The sequence below is a fragment of the Endozoicomonas sp. ALD040 genome (assembly GCF_049275945.1).
Taxonomy (GTDB): domain Bacteria; phylum Pseudomonadota; class Gammaproteobacteria; order Pseudomonadales; family Endozoicomonadaceae; genus Endozoicomonas_A.
Map to the genome: position 1 here is coordinate 863,013 of NZ_CP184829.1, position 16,300 is coordinate 879,312.

15 protein-coding genes and 1 riboswitch are annotated in these 16,300 nt (G+C 44.6%); of the genes, 7 read left to right on the forward strand and 8 right to left on the reverse strand.

What is annotated here, in order from left to right; translation table 11 throughout:
• Positions 1-434: 434 nt before the first annotated feature.
• Positions 435-1,010 (reverse strand): lysophospholipid acyltransferase family protein, encoded by a 576-nt coding sequence (locus ACOJUN_RS03075; protein WP_422135205.1) that lies wholly within the window; start codon positions 1,008-1,010, stop codon positions 435-437.
• A gap of 755 nt (positions 1,011-1,765) precedes the next feature.
• On the opposite strand from ACOJUN_RS03075, the gene ACOJUN_RS03080 reads away from it, so the two are divergent.
• Positions 1,766-1,945 carry an RING finger domain-containing protein gene (locus ACOJUN_RS03080; protein WP_422137035.1) on the forward strand — a complete coding sequence of 60 codons (180 nt, stop codon included), beginning with the start codon at positions 1,766-1,768 and terminating at the stop codon, positions 1,943-1,945.
• A 548-nt stretch (positions 1,946-2,493) separates the two neighbouring features.
• Positions 2,494-2,778: an RING finger domain-containing protein gene (locus tag ACOJUN_RS03085; protein ID WP_422137036.1), complete on the forward strand. Its 285-nt coding sequence runs from the start codon at positions 2,494-2,496 to the stop codon at positions 2,776-2,778.
• Here the strand turns inward: ACOJUN_RS03085 and ACOJUN_RS03090 are convergent.
• Complete coding sequence (locus ACOJUN_RS03090; RefSeq protein WP_422137149.1) at positions 2,733-2,861, reverse strand: hypothetical protein; 129 nt, start codon at positions 2,859-2,861, stop codon at positions 2,733-2,735. The two genes, ACOJUN_RS03085 and ACOJUN_RS03090, sit on opposite strands and share 46 nt — an antisense overlap.
• A gap of 906 nt (positions 2,862-3,767) precedes the next feature.
• On the opposite strand from ACOJUN_RS03090, the gene ACOJUN_RS03095 reads away from it, so the two are divergent.
• Positions 3,768-4,367, forward strand: coding sequence for an RING finger domain-containing protein (locus tag ACOJUN_RS03095; protein ID WP_422135206.1), 600 nt, complete (start codon positions 3,768-3,770; stop codon positions 4,365-4,367).
• Positions 4,368-4,400: 33 nt separating this feature from the next.
• Here ACOJUN_RS03095 and moaA read toward each other — a convergent pair whose 3' ends face one another.
• Positions 4,401-5,381, reverse strand: coding sequence for a GTP 3',8-cyclase MoaA (gene moaA / locus ACOJUN_RS03100; protein ID WP_422135207.1), 981 nt, complete (start codon positions 5,379-5,381; stop codon positions 4,401-4,403).
• Positions 5,370-5,524: riboswitch (molybdenum cofactor riboswitch) on the reverse strand. It overlaps the preceding gene by 12 nt.
• Before the next feature lie 154 nt (positions 5,525-5,678).
• Here moaA and moeA point away from each other — a divergent pair.
• Positions 5,679-6,917 (forward strand): molybdopterin molybdotransferase MoeA, encoded by a 1,239-nt coding sequence (moeA, locus tag ACOJUN_RS03105; RefSeq protein ID WP_422135208.1) that lies wholly within the window; start codon positions 5,679-5,681, stop codon positions 6,915-6,917.
• A gap of 408 nt (positions 6,918-7,325) precedes the next feature.
• On the opposite strand, the gene ACOJUN_RS03110 is transcribed toward moeA, so the two are convergent.
• The 5 genes from ACOJUN_RS03110 to ACOJUN_RS03130 all read right to left on the reverse strand — a co-directional run bounded on the left by ACOJUN_RS03110 (position 7,326) and on the right by ACOJUN_RS03130 (position 13,046).
• The gene (locus tag ACOJUN_RS03110) at positions 7,326-7,880 is read right to left on the reverse strand and encodes a recombinase family protein (RefSeq protein WP_422135209.1); all 555 of its coding nucleotides are present in this window, start codon (positions 7,878-7,880) and stop codon (positions 7,326-7,328) included.
• 574 nt (positions 7,881-8,454) lie between these two features.
• Positions 8,455-8,787: a Rha family transcriptional regulator gene (locus ACOJUN_RS03115; RefSeq protein WP_422135210.1), complete on the reverse strand. Its 333-nt coding sequence runs from the start codon at positions 8,785-8,787 to the stop codon at positions 8,455-8,457.
• Between the two features lie 686 nt (positions 8,788-9,473).
• Positions 9,474-10,211: a ParB N-terminal domain-containing protein gene (locus tag ACOJUN_RS03120; RefSeq protein WP_422135211.1), complete on the reverse strand. Its 738-nt coding sequence runs from the start codon at positions 10,209-10,211 to the stop codon at positions 9,474-9,476.
• Positions 10,208-11,107 carry a hypothetical protein gene (locus tag ACOJUN_RS03125; protein WP_422135212.1) on the reverse strand — a complete coding sequence of 300 codons (900 nt, stop codon included), beginning with the start codon at positions 11,105-11,107 and terminating at the stop codon, positions 10,208-10,210. The genes ACOJUN_RS03120 and ACOJUN_RS03125 overlap by 4 nt, the downstream gene beginning before the upstream one ends.
• 376 nt (positions 11,108-11,483) lie before the next feature.
• Positions 11,484-13,046: a recombinase family protein gene (locus tag ACOJUN_RS03130; protein ID WP_422135213.1), complete on the reverse strand. Its 1,563-nt coding sequence runs from the start codon at positions 13,044-13,046 to the stop codon at positions 11,484-11,486.
• 114 nt (positions 13,047-13,160) lie between these two features.
• Between ACOJUN_RS03130 and ACOJUN_RS03135 the strand changes: the two genes are divergently transcribed.
• The 3 genes from ACOJUN_RS03135 to ACOJUN_RS03145 all read left to right on the forward strand — a co-directional run bounded on the left by ACOJUN_RS03135 (position 13,161) and on the right by ACOJUN_RS03145 (position 16,175).
• Positions 13,161-14,330 (forward strand): Na/Pi symporter, encoded by a 1,170-nt coding sequence (locus ACOJUN_RS03135; RefSeq protein ID WP_422135214.1) that lies wholly within the window; start codon positions 13,161-13,163, stop codon positions 14,328-14,330.
• Positions 14,331-14,435: 105 nt separating this feature from the next.
• Complete coding sequence (locus ACOJUN_RS03140) at positions 14,436-15,182, forward strand: TonB family protein (protein WP_422135215.1); 747 nt, start codon at positions 14,436-14,438, stop codon at positions 15,180-15,182.
• 237 nt (positions 15,183-15,419) lie between these two features.
• Entirely contained in the window at positions 15,420-16,175 is a 756-nt protein-coding gene (locus ACOJUN_RS03145; RefSeq protein WP_422135216.1) for a hypothetical protein, read from the forward strand.
• Positions 16,176-16,300: the final 125 nt, after the last annotated feature.

Below are 16,300 nucleotides of genomic sequence, written 5' to 3' on the forward strand. Positions count from 1 at the left end.
CTTTTCGTAACGCGCAGTGATTATTAACCATGTTCCGGCCACCGGGTTCACAAACAGGCGGTGGCCTTTTCACTCATGGCAGTTGGGTGTCCATGACTTCGTTGAAGATCTCGAAAGAACTGACAGGATCGGCATCCGATGAGAGTTCAATATGCAAACCGATCACAGAGGTAAACGGAGTACCAGGACATCTGGGAGGCAGCCCGGGAACGCCTGCAGAGCATTCTCAGCCAGTCTCCCTGGAAGGTCTTATTAACAGCCCTTCCACAAAAGGTCGGTTATTCTATCGCTATTCGCTCAACATAGATAGCTGTATTTCAAGCAACCTCCCTGTATTTAACCGATAGGACAGCAGGATTTACAACTACTCGTTATTTATTTGCGGCCATTGACCTCAGCTACGCAAAACGCGCGAAGAACACTGCGGGCTCCTTTCAGAACCTGTGAGGCCTTTTGCCCGTCATCCCTTGGTAGAAGTGCTGAATTTTTTTCAGGTCACTCTCATAGTGATCCGAAGGGAAGAACATGGGGCCGAAACCTCCCACTCTGGTTTTAAAATCCAGAAATCCCAGAGCAATGGGGACACCGGCTCCAACCGCAACATGGTAAAAACCACTTTTCCATTGGCCCACCTTGCTGCGCGTTCCCTCGGGAGGAATGGTAACGATAAGATCCTCGGAAGCATTAAACCGGTTGACAACTTGCTGCACCAGTCCGGTATTACGGCTTCGCTCCACAGGTATGCCGCCCATCCAGCGCATTATGGGGCCCATGGGGCCTTTAAAAAGATTGCTCTTGCCCATCCAGGAAATCTTGAGACCGAATTTAAAGGCAATGGCAATCACCAGAATAAAGTCCCAGTTACTGGTATGGGGAGCAGCAATAAGGACGTACTTTCGAGCATCCGGCTTTTTACCCGACAACTTCCAGCCCGCCAGCTTCAGACCCAGAGTAGAGATTAAACGAAAGAGAGTATTAATAATGGGAGTATCAAAGATCGTATGAGTCATCAAGAAGGTTACCACAGGCAGTCGAGATCAAGACTGACTCAGTGTCCATAACAAATAAATGTCTTTAAAAATTATATTCGCCCGACCAGCCTTGGAACGTGATTATACCTGCCTTAAACAGAATGTACACGCCAGTAAACATTTTTATGTTTAGCCAATTTCGCGAAAAATATTGCCCAGCCGGGCCAGGCCCTGCAGGCATTGATGTAAGGGATCAGTCCGGAGGACTGTTCATTCAGTGGATATTCGCAGGTGCAGCATGCTGGATTGTTTGTTGCACAACCTCCCACAGTCTACCATGACCGAGTACTCCGTAAAATTACCACACAATTAATATGCTCTGTTTATACAAATCAGTAATATTTATCTTGCTCATATCTTATGGTGCTTCTTATGGGTCTCAAGATAATACTTATAATGATGAACATGTAAATTCCAACCAAACTATTTCATATAAAGATTACGAAGGGAGTTTTTCGAGTAACCTGTTAAATTTATTAAGCACTCTCTCTTTATATTATGATGGGTTCAGGCTGCCTCTACGTGCGACTGAAATAGCAGCTGTTGTTTTTTTTGATTTATATATATTTAAAATGCGTAGAGCAACTACTGAAACATGTCGTATGATTTTTTCATATAGCCTTGCATCAAGCCATCTTGCTAATGGTATATACGACACGAGAATGAATGTTAAAAATCATGGAATCTCATTATTATCCTTAGCCAAATTCATTGCACAAAGAATAGAGCACATAATGTCTTTAGCAATTGCCGAACATTTGTTAGTAATACTTTTCACAGAACCATGTCCTATTTGTTTAGAGTCCTTAAGATTTCCTGTCCAATTTGCAACTTGTGCAAGACATTTGTTTTGTGCGGCCTGCATTGGTCAATGGCGGGCGCATTCACCTTTTTGCCCTGTATGTCGTCAGTAAGCCGCCAATGAACTAAAGAGAATAGCGGTCAGCCTGTACAATAAATGCCTATTTCGGAAACGGAACGACTTTTGGCTGGAGCATCTTTTTATCCAGCCATATTCAGCCGTTGCTCGCAGGTGCAGCGTGCTGGATTTTTGTGATATGACTTTTCGTAATCTACCATGACCAAGTGTTCCTAAAATCCCCAGACAATAGATATGCTTTATTTATGTAAATCAGTGATGTTTATCTTACTGATATCTTATGGTGCTTCTTACGGGTCTCAAGATAATACTTATAATGATGAATATCTAAATCCCAACCAAACTATTTCATACGAAGACCATGAACAGAGTGCTTCGAGTAACCTGTTAAATTTCTTAAGCGGTCTCTTAATATATTATGATGGAGTCAGGCTACCGCTGCGTGCTGTTGAAATCGTATGTCTTTTATTTAATATCCATCTATTTGAAATAGGTAGAGAGCCTCCTCGTAATATATATACTGAAATTTTATCATTTATTTTTGGATCAAGTTTTTTGTTTCATATTATATACGACATAAGCATGAATATTAAAAATCATGGAAGATCATTATTATTATTCTTACCTAGATTCATTGCACAAACAACGGAGCACATAACTTTTGTAGTCATTGTCGCAGCATCATGTTCTTTTTGTTTAAAGCCCTTAATATTTTTAGTAAAAATTCACACAGAATCATGTCCTATTTGTTTAGAGCCCTTAAGATTCCCTTTCCGATATGCACGTTGTAGAAGACATTTGTTTTGTGCAGACTGCCTTAATCAATGGCTGGCACATTCACCTTTTTGCCCTGTATGTCGGCAGTAACCCACTGATGATAAAGAATAATAGCGATCAGCCTGTTCAATAAATGCCTTTTTCAGAAACTGAATGTTTTTTGGCTGAGGCATATTTTGTTCCAGCCATTTTCAGCGGGTGCTCGCAGGTGCAGCCTGCTCGATATTTGTGACATGACCTTTCGTAATCTATCTTGACTACTTGTTCCCTAAAATTCATAAACATTAGATATGCTCTATTTAGGTAGATTAGTGATATTTATCTTACTAATATCATGTGGCACTTCTTACGGTTCTCAAGATAATACTTATGATGATGAATATAAAAATCCCAACCACACTATTTCATATGAAGATTACAAACAGAGCCTTTCAACTGGCCTCTTAAATTTATTAACCTTTCTCTCGTCACATTATGATGAATTCAGGCTACCTTTACGTTTAACTGAGATAACATCTCAGTGTTTGTTGAATTTCTGTCTACTTAAGCTGAGCAGTACTTTTCATCATGAGTATCTTTTTGTTTATTTATTAAGCGCTGTCGTTAACTTTTCATATGACCTAAGAACTAATCAGCATAATTACGAAGATCTATCATTATTCATATTTACACTCATCGCACAAAGGATGGAGCACGCATTATCTCTATTTATTACCTATTATTTGTCAGTAAAACTTTTTTCAGGAATATGTCCTATTTGTCTGGAACAAATGAGTACCTTTATCAACTGTGCAGGCTGCAGAAGGCACTGGTATTGCAGTGCATGCCTTCGCACATGGGAGGCGCAATCACTTTTGTGCCCTGTATGCCGACAGTAACCTCCCGATAAAATAAATAGAATAGCGATCAACCCGTTCAATAAATATCCATTTCGAAAACTGAATGGATTTTGGCTGAAGCACCTTTTGCTCCAGCCATTTTCAGCGGGTGCTCGCAGGTAAAACCTGCTCGATATTTGTAACATGACCCTTCGTAATCTATCTTGACTGAGTGTTCCCTAAAATCCATACACAACAGATATGCTCTATTTATGCAAATTAGTGATATTTGTCTTGCTAATATCTTGTGGCACTTCTTACGGATCTGAAGATAATACTTATAATGATGAATATGTAAATTCCGACCTGACTATTTCACATAAAGATTACGAACAGAGCTTTCTCAGGGACCTGTTAAATTTATTAACTTCTCTCTCGTTATATTATGATGAAATCAGGCTACCTTTACGCTTAGTTGAATCAACAAGTGCTTCTTTTTTAATTTACCATCTACTTAAATCGGGTAATGTTTTTCGTCAAGAGTTAGCTTTTGCTTTTTCAATAAGCTTAATATCATGCTTTTATTTTAACTTCATCTACGACCTGATAGCATTTTTCAGTAGTGATGAAAACTTACCACTAGCCTTTTGCAGTCTCGTTGCCCGAGTAACAGAGCACGCATTGTCAGCAAGAATTACTGACTATCTGGCAGTAAAACTCTTTGGCGGATTATGCTCTATTTGTATGGACCCCATAAGATACCCTATCGCCGCTGGGGAGTGTTTAAAGCACTTCTACTGTGCAGCATGCATTCACGCATGGACGACACAATCACCTTTGTGCCCTGTGTGCCGACAATAACCCCCAGTCACCTAAAGCGAAGGCCGAGCTATATCAGCCACCAATCTGGGCAAGATTGCGAGTACCTCCGGTATACCCCTGTTCCAGAAAATGACCGTCTACTTTCAACCTCAGTGCTGATCGAATTTCCTGAATCAATTCATCCTGCTGGCTGTCGTCCTGTAAGAAATGTCGAAGGTCATGGCCTGATTCCGAGAACAGGCAAAGTTGCAGATGCCCCTGACTGCTAACCCTCAGACGATTGCAGTCTTTACAGAAATCTCTTGAGTAGGGGGTAATCAGTCCAATGCGCCCCTGATACTCAGGATGACAATATTCGTAAGCCGGACCCGCATCTTTATTTCTGGCCATTCTGACCCAGCCCTGCTCCAGAAGCTGATCCCTTATTTGTTTTCCGGGGACATGGTATTGATTGAAAAAGCGACTATTATCACCCGTCTGCATCAACTCAATGAAACGCATGGTAACAGGCTGGTGCTTAATCCATTCCAGAAACGCCTCCAGCTGGATGTCGTTGACCCCTTTCATCAAAACCGCATTGACCTTGATAGAAGGAAGACCTTTTGCGAAGGCCTTGTCAATACCCACCAGTATTTCCTGAAGGCGGTCGTGCCCGGTTATTGCTGCAAAGGCTCGGGGGTCCAGACTATCGATACTGACATTAATCTGATCAACACCAGCAGCCAGCCAGGACTCAACTCTCTGGTCCATTTTGTAACCATTTGTGGTCATAGCCACTTTCTGAATCCCCGGAATGGACTTAAGAGTACTGACAATATCCATGAAGTCAGAGCGCAGGGTAGGCTCACCGCCAGTGAGGCGAACCTTCTCAACACCCACCGCCGAAAAAGCGGTCACCAGACGTTTAATTTCGGCAACATCCAGCGACTGCTTGTGACGATGCTCATCACAGCCATCAGGCAGGCAATAGTTGCAAGTGAAGTTGCACAGATCAGTCAGAGACAGTCTGAGATAGGGAAACGTTCGTCCCTGTTGGTCTTGTAATGGTCGCATTTCACACCTTTCCAAACACGGGAGGCCCAGACATTTCTGTGTGAACCCTGGCAACCCTGCGTGTAACACGCATCAGGTCACGGCCAGACAACCGTACCTTCATGGTGAGGGTTAGGTTGCGAAGCTCGGCGCTTTATTAAAATTAATTAGGGGCTCATCCTAACCCTAACCCGATAAAATAGCCATGCCTTAAAGGACAATATCGAGTGATACAAATAACAAGAAACAGATTGCTGAATTCATTTATAGCTTTTACTTTAAGAGCAGTTTCAAAAACTGTATCGAGGAGACCTTTCAATGACTGACTGCTGTTCTGCCCCGGGGCTCATGCCCCTGCACGAAGGGCTTGAGAAACTGATGACAGAAACACCGGTCGTCACTGAAACTGAAACAGTGGCTCTGGCTGACTCCCTGGACAGGGTTATCTCTGAGGCAATTATTTCGCCGGTTAACGTTCCGTCCCATGATAATTCAGCCATGGACGGGTATGCAGTCCGTTTCAGTGACCTGGCACCACATTCAATACTGCCGCTGGCCGGAAAATCTCTGGCCGGACATCCCTATCAGGGTTCTATGCCCGCTGGCCACTGTATAAGAATCATGACAGGTGCTTCCATTCCTGTAGGTGCCGATACGGTCATCATGCAGGAGCAGGCCGAGATAACCTCACAGGGTATTGCTTTCAGCAAGCTACCCTCTCAGTCAGGCAATAATGTTCGCCGTGCCGGTGAAGATATTCCTCAAGGTTGTCAGGTTTTTGAAAAGGGACACATCATCAAAGCCCAGGATATAGGTCTGCTGGCTTCATTGGGAATCCCTGAAGTTCCAGTCATTCGCAGAATAAAAGTAGCGCTCTTTTCCACGGGTGATGAACTGAAGCTGCCCGGCGAGACTCTCGGACAAGGTAATATATACGACAGCAATAGGTTTGCAGTATCAGCGATGCTCAAGCGACTGGGTGCAGAAGTGATTGACCTTGGAAAACTCCATGATGACCGCGACGAGATCCGGAAAGCTTTTCTGAAAGCTGATCAGCAGGCTGATGCAGTTGTTACCTCTGGTGGGGTATCCGTAGGTGACGTCGACTTTGTCAAAGATATTCTCAGTGAAATAGGCCATACTTCGTTCTGGAGGCTGGCCATTAAACCCGGCAAACCCTTTGCCTTTGGTAAACTTCCCAACAGTGTTTTCTTTGGGCTACCCGGCAATCCGGTTTCCGCTACGGTAACTTTCCAACAATTGGCAGCGCCCGCATTGCAACATATGATGGGAGCAGAACCAACTCCTGCTGCTGAACTACCAGCAACGTGCCTCACTCCCCTGAAGAAACAACCCGGTCGCCTGGAATTCCAGAGGGGCATTCTCTCAACCAACGAGAGAGGAGAAGCCGAGGTAGTCACATCGGGCAGTCAGGGGTCGGGGATTCTCCGATCCATGAGTATGGCTAATTGTTACATCATTTTGCCCGCTTCCCAGGGAAATATTGAGGCAGGAGAAACGGTTAGAGTGCAGTTGTTCGATAAACTTCTCAGGTAACTACTCCCTGTTCTGCAGGCTGTCGCATCACTCTGGCTCCCATGCTTTTGGGACCTCCGGGTTCCGACATGGAAAAGGGTTGCCCCGAAAACGAGCACTGTCATATTTCTGCAGTCTTTGCCCTGGTGAGGGTGTCGCAAAAGGGTATGGTCAGCAGGATATATCAAGATCGTCGTTCCCGCGTAGGCGGGAACCCACCACGAACAGTGGATCTCCGCCTTCGCGGAGATGACGGTTTGAAGCTTGAAGCGTTTTAATTGACCTTTTGCGACACCCTCTGGTCCTGGAGGGCTTTTTAAATATTTCAAAAAAATGTCATAACTGTAATATTTCTGAAACAGAACACCTATATTTTCGCCATCATCTCTATCCACGGATAACAACCAATAGTACAGGAAAATAAAGTGACTAACCTTGTTGCTCCTCAAGCACTCTATAGACAGTCTTTCGGGCTATCCCTAGCTCCTTTGCAATAGCAGTGGCTCCCATGCCACCCGCTTTCAACTCCCTTACTCTATCCCTATCGACTGATTGCTTACGGCCTTTGTAGACTCCTTTAGCTTTCGCCTTGGCTATCCCTTCAGCCTGTCTATCTTTAATCCTTGCTCTCTCGAACTCAGCTACAGCCCCAAAGATTTGAAGCATGAGCTTTGACATTGAATCATTCTTATTGGAGGAGAAGGTAAGACTCTCCTTATGGAACACTACAGTAACTCCCTTCTCATTAAACTCATTAACAAGGCTCTGAAGGTCTAACAAGTCTCTAGCCATTCTATCAATGCTGTGAACGTGTACTGTGTCTCCTTCTCTTAGCCAGTTCTTAAGCTCACCTAAAGCTGGTCTATTGGTTGTGCTTCCGCTGCATTTATCCTCAAATACTTTTACTCCTTCTTTAACTATCTCGTATTGTCTCTCTGTGTTCTGGTCAGTGCTGGAGACTCGTATGTATGCTGCTTCAGACATTGCTGTGTGTACCTTATTAGTGTGTCATTAGGCTTTAGACTTTCGGCATTATACGTGTGTCATTATCAAAAGCAACCCTATTGATACATCTATTTGTGTCACTGTCGGTGTGGCTCAAGGGTGTACCCTAGTGATACAGGAGAAGATAGAAGGGAGGAGAGGTAGAAGGAGAGGGAAGGAGAAGAATTAATTACTCCTCCTATTACAAAGAATGATTAACCCTAGGGGCGGCCTTTGGCTTTGGCCTATGGGGACATTCAGCCAGCCGCTATATATAAAGAAAGGGCTCAGAAATTTGTGGTAAAAATATTCAAGGGGTACTTGCTGGTGGTTTGGCTGGTGGCTCTCAGAGAAAACCCTTGGTTCTCTCAGGTAAATCCAAAAGTAGGTTCCCTTTTGAGTTCCTTCAGTACTACATGCAGAAGATCGGGAGTAGCGCAGCTGTTGCACCCAATAGCGCGCCAATCACGCAAGCTCCAATGATGCACCAGACTCCCGTTGGTACTGATTTAAATTTCATAAGCCTACCCCTACTGTTAATGCTTATTAGTGTCGCTGCTGTTTCAGTTAAGGATTACACCAGTGTTTGAATCAAAGCGTCAAGCACTGCGTTACCAGTGGAGGTAGGGATAACTTGCTGTGCCTGCTGTGCTTGTTGCTTCTCCTTCTCCAACTGCATCCATCTATCAATGACTGCTGCTCTGCGAACTACGTCATAGCCTGTTACGAGGATTTCACATTCACGACGTGGGAGGAGGTATTCCTTAGCCCGCTTGTTTTGTAGGGTTAGGTAGGAGGACTTAAATTTAAGGCGTCCTACTTTAAGTGTGTCTAACATCTTTTCAATGGCAGCAATAACGTTATCGTGCCGCTTACCAACCAACTCAGCAATCTCACGGGAAGACATAGTTGTCTGTTGGTTTGGCTGTGTGTTTGGCTGCGTGTTTGGCTGTGTGTTTTGGCTGGTGGTTTGACTTTATTACTCCTCCCATTACCACCACCTACTAACTGAAGTCAATAGCAAATCAGGGTATAAAGTGTAATTACTTAGAGCACTATGTGATAACCCAGTCGTCAAGATGGATATTGTTGTTGAATATTTGTGATAGAGCCTAATGGATAATGGGTCATGGTTGTTGTATGAGGAGATAGTTAAAACCTCCAGATTTGGATGCCTGTAGGAGCGATTGAAGGAGCGTAAGAAGGAGTTGCTGAAGGGTCTTCAGCTTCCCTTTATTACTCCCACTCCTGTATTAATCAATGTGTACCCAAATCTGGACGGACATGAATCTCATTCCTTTGTATCAATCAATAGTTGTAAGTAGGAGGAGGTGTACATAGACCATCAGGAGGGAGCCTTTAGGGAACCTCTTCAGAGCCTCGTAGCCTCCCTAAGAGCTTTTCTGTTTCGGTGGTGAGATAGGTAGGAGTGAGTAGGGTTTTCTGAAGGGTTTTCCTTAAAGTGTGGCTATGCACCCCCTGAACTCCACCAGTCACCTACAGCCCTCTCCAGTGTTCCCAAGGGCTACAGGTCAATCTGTAGGCTGTTCTGGTGCATTTCTGGGCTACTACTAATCGGGAATAGTAGTACTATCAGAAGTCCTCAAATTCATCTTCTCCTTGGTAGAAGGATTGAACCTCAGATAGAACCTTGTCATACCTTATGCCTCTACCAGAGAGCAATCGGTGTATCTTCTTTACAACCTTCTTCTCTTCCTTACTCAAACCATTCTCAGGAGTAAACTCAGTCTCTCCATACTTCAAAGCATGACTAAGCTTTTCCTTTATGGGGTATCCAGTTATCTCGTTGCGCTCTATTGCGTCTTCCCAAGCGTTTTCATTCTGTGCATCTTTAAGAAGCTTGCGCCAGCTCTGCAAGGTTCTAACAGCTATCCCAAGCTCTCCCGCTAGTTCACTGTTTTTTGGCTCGCTGTTTTCTTTAAGAGTCTTTACAAGGAACTTTTGCCACTTGAGTTCTGAAGTTTGAGCGGATGTAAGTGGTCGGCCTTTATGTTCACTATTGAGATTGAAGTAGTACTCAAGGCTCACATTCTCCAATACATTGACACTAATTCGTGGTCTCTCCAGTTTCTTCTGAGCTTTGAACCTGTGCCATCCATCAACAATTACATACTTCCCCTTTTCTCCTTTCACTACATCAATGGGTGGAAGTCTCCTATTTGTCTCAATTGCTTCAACAATACGCTTGACGTGCTGTCTTTCCTCAAGTTCACACGCTAGGGCATCATTAGATGAACCAGTGCGGTTATCTCTTACCTGATAGCGTGTATCGTCTTGGTCAATAGCTGTTATTGATACTTGTTTGCTCATAGGTACTGCGCTTGCTCCAGTGCTCCAATGCTTATGTAATACTCCTTTAATTCTTCCCTTGTCATTGTACTTGTATCAGGCTGCATAGGAGTGGTGATAGGAGTTGTTTTATGATTAGCCTTAGCTTCCCTACTGCTATCCTCAGCGTCCCTCTCAAGCTTCTCTACAGCAGCCTTAAGGAGCTTCAAATCTTTATCCTTGGCTCTCTCTTCAGCATCCCTCAGATACTTCTCAAAAGACTCCCTCCCATTAAGCCCTTTGTTCCTGTCGTAAGCTCTAGGCTCGCTGGGTTCTTTCAGCCACTCAAGTACTACAGGCCAGACATAAGACTTTCTATAGCCATCCATAAGCCCCTGAAGCCTTTCATGTGGTTTACCTAAGACATGGGAAGTTTCAATATTAGGAGTTTCAAAAGCTGTTCGCATCCAGTAGAACAGTTGCATCTTGGGTAACTCTGGAATGTAACCTTTTTCCTCTCCTCCATATTCATCCACTAATATCATTTCAAGGTGAATACGTACTAAGTTCTGAGCTAAAGCTTCTCTGCCTTTAAGCTTACTTAAGCCTCCAATGTACGGCCTAAGCTCTCTCCCATAGCGAATAAGTCTTTTCCATATTGGGTAGCTTCTCTGCTTCTTGTTTTCATCAAGTGTGCTGTTGTGGAAGAAGGTAGCAATGTTCTTTCTCTCTCCTAACTCCTTCTCACAATTCCCTAACCAATGAATCAATCTATGGCGGCTCTCGAGTGTCTCCCAACGTGTTTCAATGTTCCTCTTCAGCCAAGCTCTTTCATACGTGCCGAGCCTTCCAATCTTCTTAGTGGGGTGTGCGTGGTACTGATTGTGTGCGTTGTGTTTACTACAGTACTTCCCGATACTCACTCCCATTACAGGCATTGTCTGCTTAACTGGCTTCCTGCATCCTTCGACAGCGCATGGTTTCTTAGGTGTGGCTGGCAGTGATGATAGGTGTCGGCTAACGTGGCTGCTAATCCGGCTCAGGAGTTCGTGTTTACTCAAGGATGTCAAACTATTTAATTAACCTCTTAAATTATATTGATAGTGCTAGTGGGACAGAAATATACGGGAAAAGATTTCAATACAGCAGTGGATAAAACCCCTAGAAATCTGTGTGTAATCTGTAAAGCAATCAGGCTTTCATAGAGTTCTTCTAAGCGTCTTTCTATTTAGGTGGTACGATAGTGGTAGGTAGGAGGAGAAAGCCTCTCAGGGAGGCTCTATAGGGAGGTCTTAGGCGACAGATTAATGATGACTATGCTCTTATCTTCAGCCCTGATGTTCTCCTCACTCCAGACTCAATAGCTTTGATTACCTCAAGCTGTCTTAAGTCCACTGAAGCTACTTCCTCGCTTTGTTCCAGTAGCGTCACCTTGTCTTCCTTACTGTTCAGTACTAGAGTAATCCCGAGCTGTCTAAGTCTCGCATTAACCTTGTTAGTGACAGAGGAGTCATTGTAGGAGGAGTCAATGTCTAGCATCACTTCAGCATAAGCTTTAATCCTCTCATCAATATCTAATTGCCCTGAAAGTTTAGCTTTGTAGTCCTGAAGCTTATCTTGAGCTGAACGTGAGGCATCAATGCTTTCTTGTAGCTTGGCTACGAGGCTTGGTATTGAGCCATCAGCGTTGCCTATGGCTTCCTCATAGTTCTCTACAGCCTTCTTATGCTTACTTACTTCTCCTTCCAACTCAGAAATAATACTGTATTGCTCACTTGTTTGTTGAGCTGGTGGACGTGTGTCAGTGCATGAGAGGAGGTACTTAAGTGCATCCAGAGCTTTGCTATAGTCGAACATGCCACGGCTAGCGCACTCTATGTTATCCCTGTATGTGTTACATGAGAGGTAACGGTATTCGTACGCTTTGCCCTTGTATAGCTTCCTTGACTTTGAATACTTGACTGAGCCGCTACAGCCTGAACACCTAATGATTCCTTTAAACACGTTCTCAGTGTTCACTGATTTACCTCTTAAGGCTCTCTCGCCGTTGCGTCTATTGCGGAACTCCTGAGCCACATAGAATAGCTTTTCTGTAATGACGGGAGGGTAGACTTTTATCGGCTCTCCTGTCTGCTCTTTAGTTTCACCGCTGCGTGGAATCCATAGCCCTATCACAGCGTAACTCGTTAATAATGACCTAATGGCTGTTGCTGTCCATGTCTTATCGTTAGCTATGTGTGAGTTCATGTGTTCTATTAGTTCTCTTCCGCAAACTCCTCCTATGTACAACTCAAATAACTCCTTCACAAGCTTTGCTCTATCTTCTATAACAGTGTATATGCCTTTGTTGTCACGCTCTAACCACCAAGGCACACGGCCTCCACGTTTAACTAGACGGCCTTCTCTGGCTGCCTCCCAATAGGCTTTAGCTCTATCAGACTTAATCTTGCTTTCTTCGTGCGCACGGTGGAGATTCACCATAGCGACCATACTAGAACCTAAGTCATCCTTTGCGGAGGGAGGGTATACCTGATTGTCACTGACTGTAGCTATAGTGACATTGTTCGTTAGGAGGAGTTGGAAGGTGCTTAAAGCTTGAGATAGTTTGTCCCTTGATACACGGTCTAGTGATTCAACTATCAATACGCAAGGTGTAGCAATGGCTCCACTTTGAACAGCCTGAAGGAAGTCTGATAGCTGCCCTCGTTCAACGTTATTGCCATTGAAAGCTGATACACCTAGATCATTAAATGTGGTGTCTGATAGTGTCCAGCCGTGGCGTTTAGCGAACTCCTGACTTGCTTTAGTCTGTCTCGTAAGGGAAGTTCCTTTAGATTGCTTCTTGCTGGAGAATCTACGATAGCTGTATGCTTGCATCGGTTTTTATCTTACGTATTGAGGGACGGTGTTATTCTACAGCCGTCCTATAGATAGGAAATTAGTATTTCTTACACCATCGTTGATTATCCACACAGCACCAAGGTGCAGAAAATGTCTGAAGCAACAAGTCAAGCCAGCACCAAAGCTGACTATAAATACACCAGCAGGCACTATGGCCGTATCTGGCTGAGAGTTATCCTCTGGATCTATGCTCTCCTGGTTGCCGTCAGCGTAGTGGGCTCTGGTTTTAAAATGGCCGTAGGTGGCGCAGAAGCAGCTGCAGAGCTGTTCAGCTTTGCCAACAACACTATGCTGGCACTGATAGCCGGTACCCTCGCCACAGCTCTGGTTCAGTCTTCCAGTACAGTAACCTCTGTTATCGTTGGCCTCGTGGCTGGCGGCCTGCCGGTAGAGATGGCGATCCCCATGATAATGGGAGCCAATATTGGTACCACCATCACAAATACTCTGGTCAGTCTGGGTCACATGGGTTGCGACAAATCCTTTAAGCGAGCTTTTGCTGCTTCGACAGTTCACGACTTCTTTAACTATCTGGCGGTTCTGATTCTGTTGCCTCTGGAATTGATGACCGGCTTCCTGAGCGATATTTCACAGCACGTAGCCGCACTGTTGGTGGGTGGCTCTGCTATTGATATGGGCAGCCTGAATTTCGTCAAACCCCTGACCAAGCCGGCCGTGAATATTGTCAAGGATTTTGCAGGCCTTCTGCCCGACAGCACACTGGCTGGCCTGACCATGATCGCCTTCGGTATCTTCCTTATCTTCAGCTCGGTCGTAAGACTGGGCAAGCTGCTGAAAAAAGTTATGGTGGGACGTGCCAGGGACATTCTGCACAAGTCTATTGGTCGTGGTCCGATTTCCGGTATTGCCTCCGGTACTGTTATGACCGTAATGGTGCAATCCTCTTCTACTACCACCAGTCTTATGGTTCCTCTGGTAGGCAGTGGCGTCTTCACCGTTCGTCAGATGTACCCTGTCACTCTGGGTGCCAACATCGGTACAACCATCACAGCGCTGCTTTCAGCAACGGCCATCGTCGGTGCAGACGCAGAGCACGCAATGACCATTGCTCTGGTACACTTGTTCTTCAACGTGTTTGCCGTAGCCCTTATCTATGGCATCAGGTGGCTCCGTGAGATTCCTCTCTACGCTGCAGAAAAATTGTCTGATCTGGCTATAAAAAACCGCGCTTATGCATTCCTGTATCTTTTGCTGGCCTTCTTTGTCATACCGGGCCTCGGGATTTTGGTAGCCCGGTAAAGCCTTCCTGATATTCTTAAGAAGCCCTGACCATGTCGGGGTTTCCTCTACAGACCTGTTTCTTTAATTCCTGTTTAAATTGCTATGCTCTGTGGGTTGCCAATCATGGAACAGGAAACCACCATCAGGCATCTGGTCATCCCCCTGACGTTGTCAGTTGTCTTTCACACCTTACTTTTGGGCTATAGCGGGAGTAGTTGGTTGACTGCTGCAAAATCACCCGGCATTCAAATCAAACTGGTGTCTCATCAACCCGACATAACACCTGCCATTGAAAAAAACCTGACCGCTACAGAAGCAATGACCGGCTCGGAATTGACAAAGCCAGATTCTCAGATTGAAAACACTGAACACATTCAAAGCACTGAAAAAACAGAACAGGCTGAAAAAGCAGAGAACAAGAAAGTCATAACGACCAGAGCCGAAAAGAAAAAGATTCAGCAAGAGTCGGCCAATCAGGAAGAAAACAAACACAGGCACGCAAAACCGGGTGAGCCTCCGGTATCTGCTCTCAACCAGCAGACATCGGGAGAGCCCGTCGAAGAACTCATCACTTCAAAAGCCGGGCATTTGGAGCCTGATGAATTTCAGAAATGGGTGGCTCAACTTCAATACCGGATCAATCGCTACAAAGTGTATCCCTACCAGGCTAAAAGAAGGCGACTGGAAGGAGAAGTAAAAATCAAAATTGAAATCAACTCTGACGGAACACTGGAAAAGGCGACTGTACTGGCCGGTAAAAAGGCATTCGAAGCCAGTAGTCTGAAAGCCATTGAGCGCTCCCTGCCCTTACCGACACCTCACAAGAAATCGGTTACGGTGATTCTCTCCATTAAATATCAGCTGCTGTGACCGGCCAGCTCCTTAAGTTCATTACTCAATCTCACAATTTCGCTGTAGCTGCCGACGCATCAGAGGTTCCCGGAGATTTACCTGGCGTATCAGGGCCTCACTGCCAGCACATCACCACCCAGCTATCACTGATTACACTATAGTTATCGCGTAATTCTGCCAATTCTATCCCGAGGCTTCACCTCTCTTCCCGACGTGCTTTGCCCGCGTGGTGAAGCAGGGGTTAGCTGGCAGAACATGAGCAAAAATGCAAACCGAAAAGAAGTTGAAACACCTATGCAAACTTTTACCACAGTTTTTATTTCGGTTATATTGATCGTTTCATCTCCCTTTGTCTTTGCGATTAAAATAAGCGAAGAACACTTAAAGCAAGGACGACAGCTTATAGATGACATGGACAGGAGAGGAAGTGAGTTTCTGGAACTGGCTGAAAGAGTTCAAACTATCATAACAACCTTTGGGTCTCAGTCCATTTTCACCATCATTCCTCACTTAGTATCTATGAACGAATCTTTAGAGAGAGTTTTTTCATCGTTATCAATGAGCAAAGCTTATTTAGCCACACTCACAAAAACAGTCACGAATGATTCTGAATTGCTAGCAAAAAAGGCTTTTGAGCGGATGAAAGTTTCAGCTGGCAATCCAGGGCAATCAGTAGCAATGGGCAGGCTGTTTAGTGTTGCTGGCGTCTCTGGGGACGCAAGTTTTTCAGGCACTTTTCAAGAGCACAAGTGTGGCACCCTAACGGAATTAGCTGATAAGGCGGATAAAGATAGTTCTGAATTTTCACAGAAAGCCTTGTCATACCAGATTTTAAACAACAAGCTAAAAGAATATCTTGACCAGAACGACACAATTGACGTATCCGAGACTTGGAGTTATCTGGAAGAAATAAATAAGCTATTAAATGAATTAACGACTCTTACAAAGTCTTTTCCAAACAGCTTTAAATTATTTTTAGAGCAGGCTTTGACTTATTTTGATTGTAACTGAATCGAATAAGCCGGTAGATAAGTACCTAACCAGGTACTTAAACCTGCTAAATCGGACAGTCGGACGTTTCTAACCTCCGGCTTCCACATCAACTCCTTAAGCGGGTCCGCACCTGGTCCGATCAC

Coding starts and splice junctions, on each gene's coding strand:
- ACOJUN_RS03075 (WP_422135205.1), bottom strand. CDS start 1,010: ATGACTCATACGATCTTTGATACTCCCATTATTAATACTCTCTTTCGT.
- ACOJUN_RS03080 (WP_422137035.1), top strand. CDS start 1,766: ATGTCTTTAGCAATTGCCGAACATTTGTTAGTAATACTTTTCACAGAA.
- ACOJUN_RS03085 (WP_422137036.1), top strand. CDS start 2,494: ATGAATATTAAAAATCATGGAAGATCATTATTATTATTCTTACCTAGA.
- ACOJUN_RS03090 (WP_422137149.1), bottom strand. CDS start 2,861: ATGCCTCAGCCAAAAAACATTCAGTTTCTGAAAAAGGCATTTATTGAA.
- ACOJUN_RS03095 (WP_422135206.1), top strand. CDS start 3,768: ATGCTCTATTTATGCAAATTAGTGATATTTGTCTTGCTAATATCTTGT.
- moaA (WP_422135207.1), bottom strand. CDS start 5,381: ATGCGACCATTACAAGACCAACAGGGACGAACGTTTCCCTATCTCAGA.
- moeA (WP_422135208.1), top strand. CDS start 5,679: ATGACTGACTGCTGTTCTGCCCCGGGGCTCATGCCCCTGCACGAAGGG.
- ACOJUN_RS03110 (WP_422135209.1), bottom strand. CDS start 7,880: ATGTCTGAAGCAGCATACATACGAGTCTCCAGCACTGACCAGAACACA.
- ACOJUN_RS03115 (WP_422135210.1), bottom strand. CDS start 8,787: ATGTCTTCCCGTGAGATTGCTGAGTTGGTTGGTAAGCGGCACGATAAC.
- ACOJUN_RS03120 (WP_422135211.1), bottom strand. CDS start 10,211: ATGAGCAAACAAGTATCAATAACAGCTATTGACCAAGACGATACACGC.
- ACOJUN_RS03125 (WP_422135212.1), bottom strand. CDS start 11,107: ATGCCTGTAATGGGAGTGAGTATCGGGAAGTACTGTAGTAAACACAAC.
- ACOJUN_RS03130 (WP_422135213.1), bottom strand. CDS start 13,046: ATGCAAGCATACAGCTATCGTAGATTCTCCAGCAAGAAGCAATCTAAA.
- ACOJUN_RS03135 (WP_422135214.1), top strand. CDS start 13,161: ATGTCTGAAGCAACAAGTCAAGCCAGCACCAAAGCTGACTATAAATAC.
- ACOJUN_RS03140 (WP_422135215.1), top strand. CDS start 14,436: ATGGAACAGGAAACCACCATCAGGCATCTGGTCATCCCCCTGACGTTG.
- ACOJUN_RS03145 (WP_422135216.1), top strand. CDS start 15,420: ATGAGCAAAAATGCAAACCGAAAAGAAGTTGAAACACCTATGCAAACT.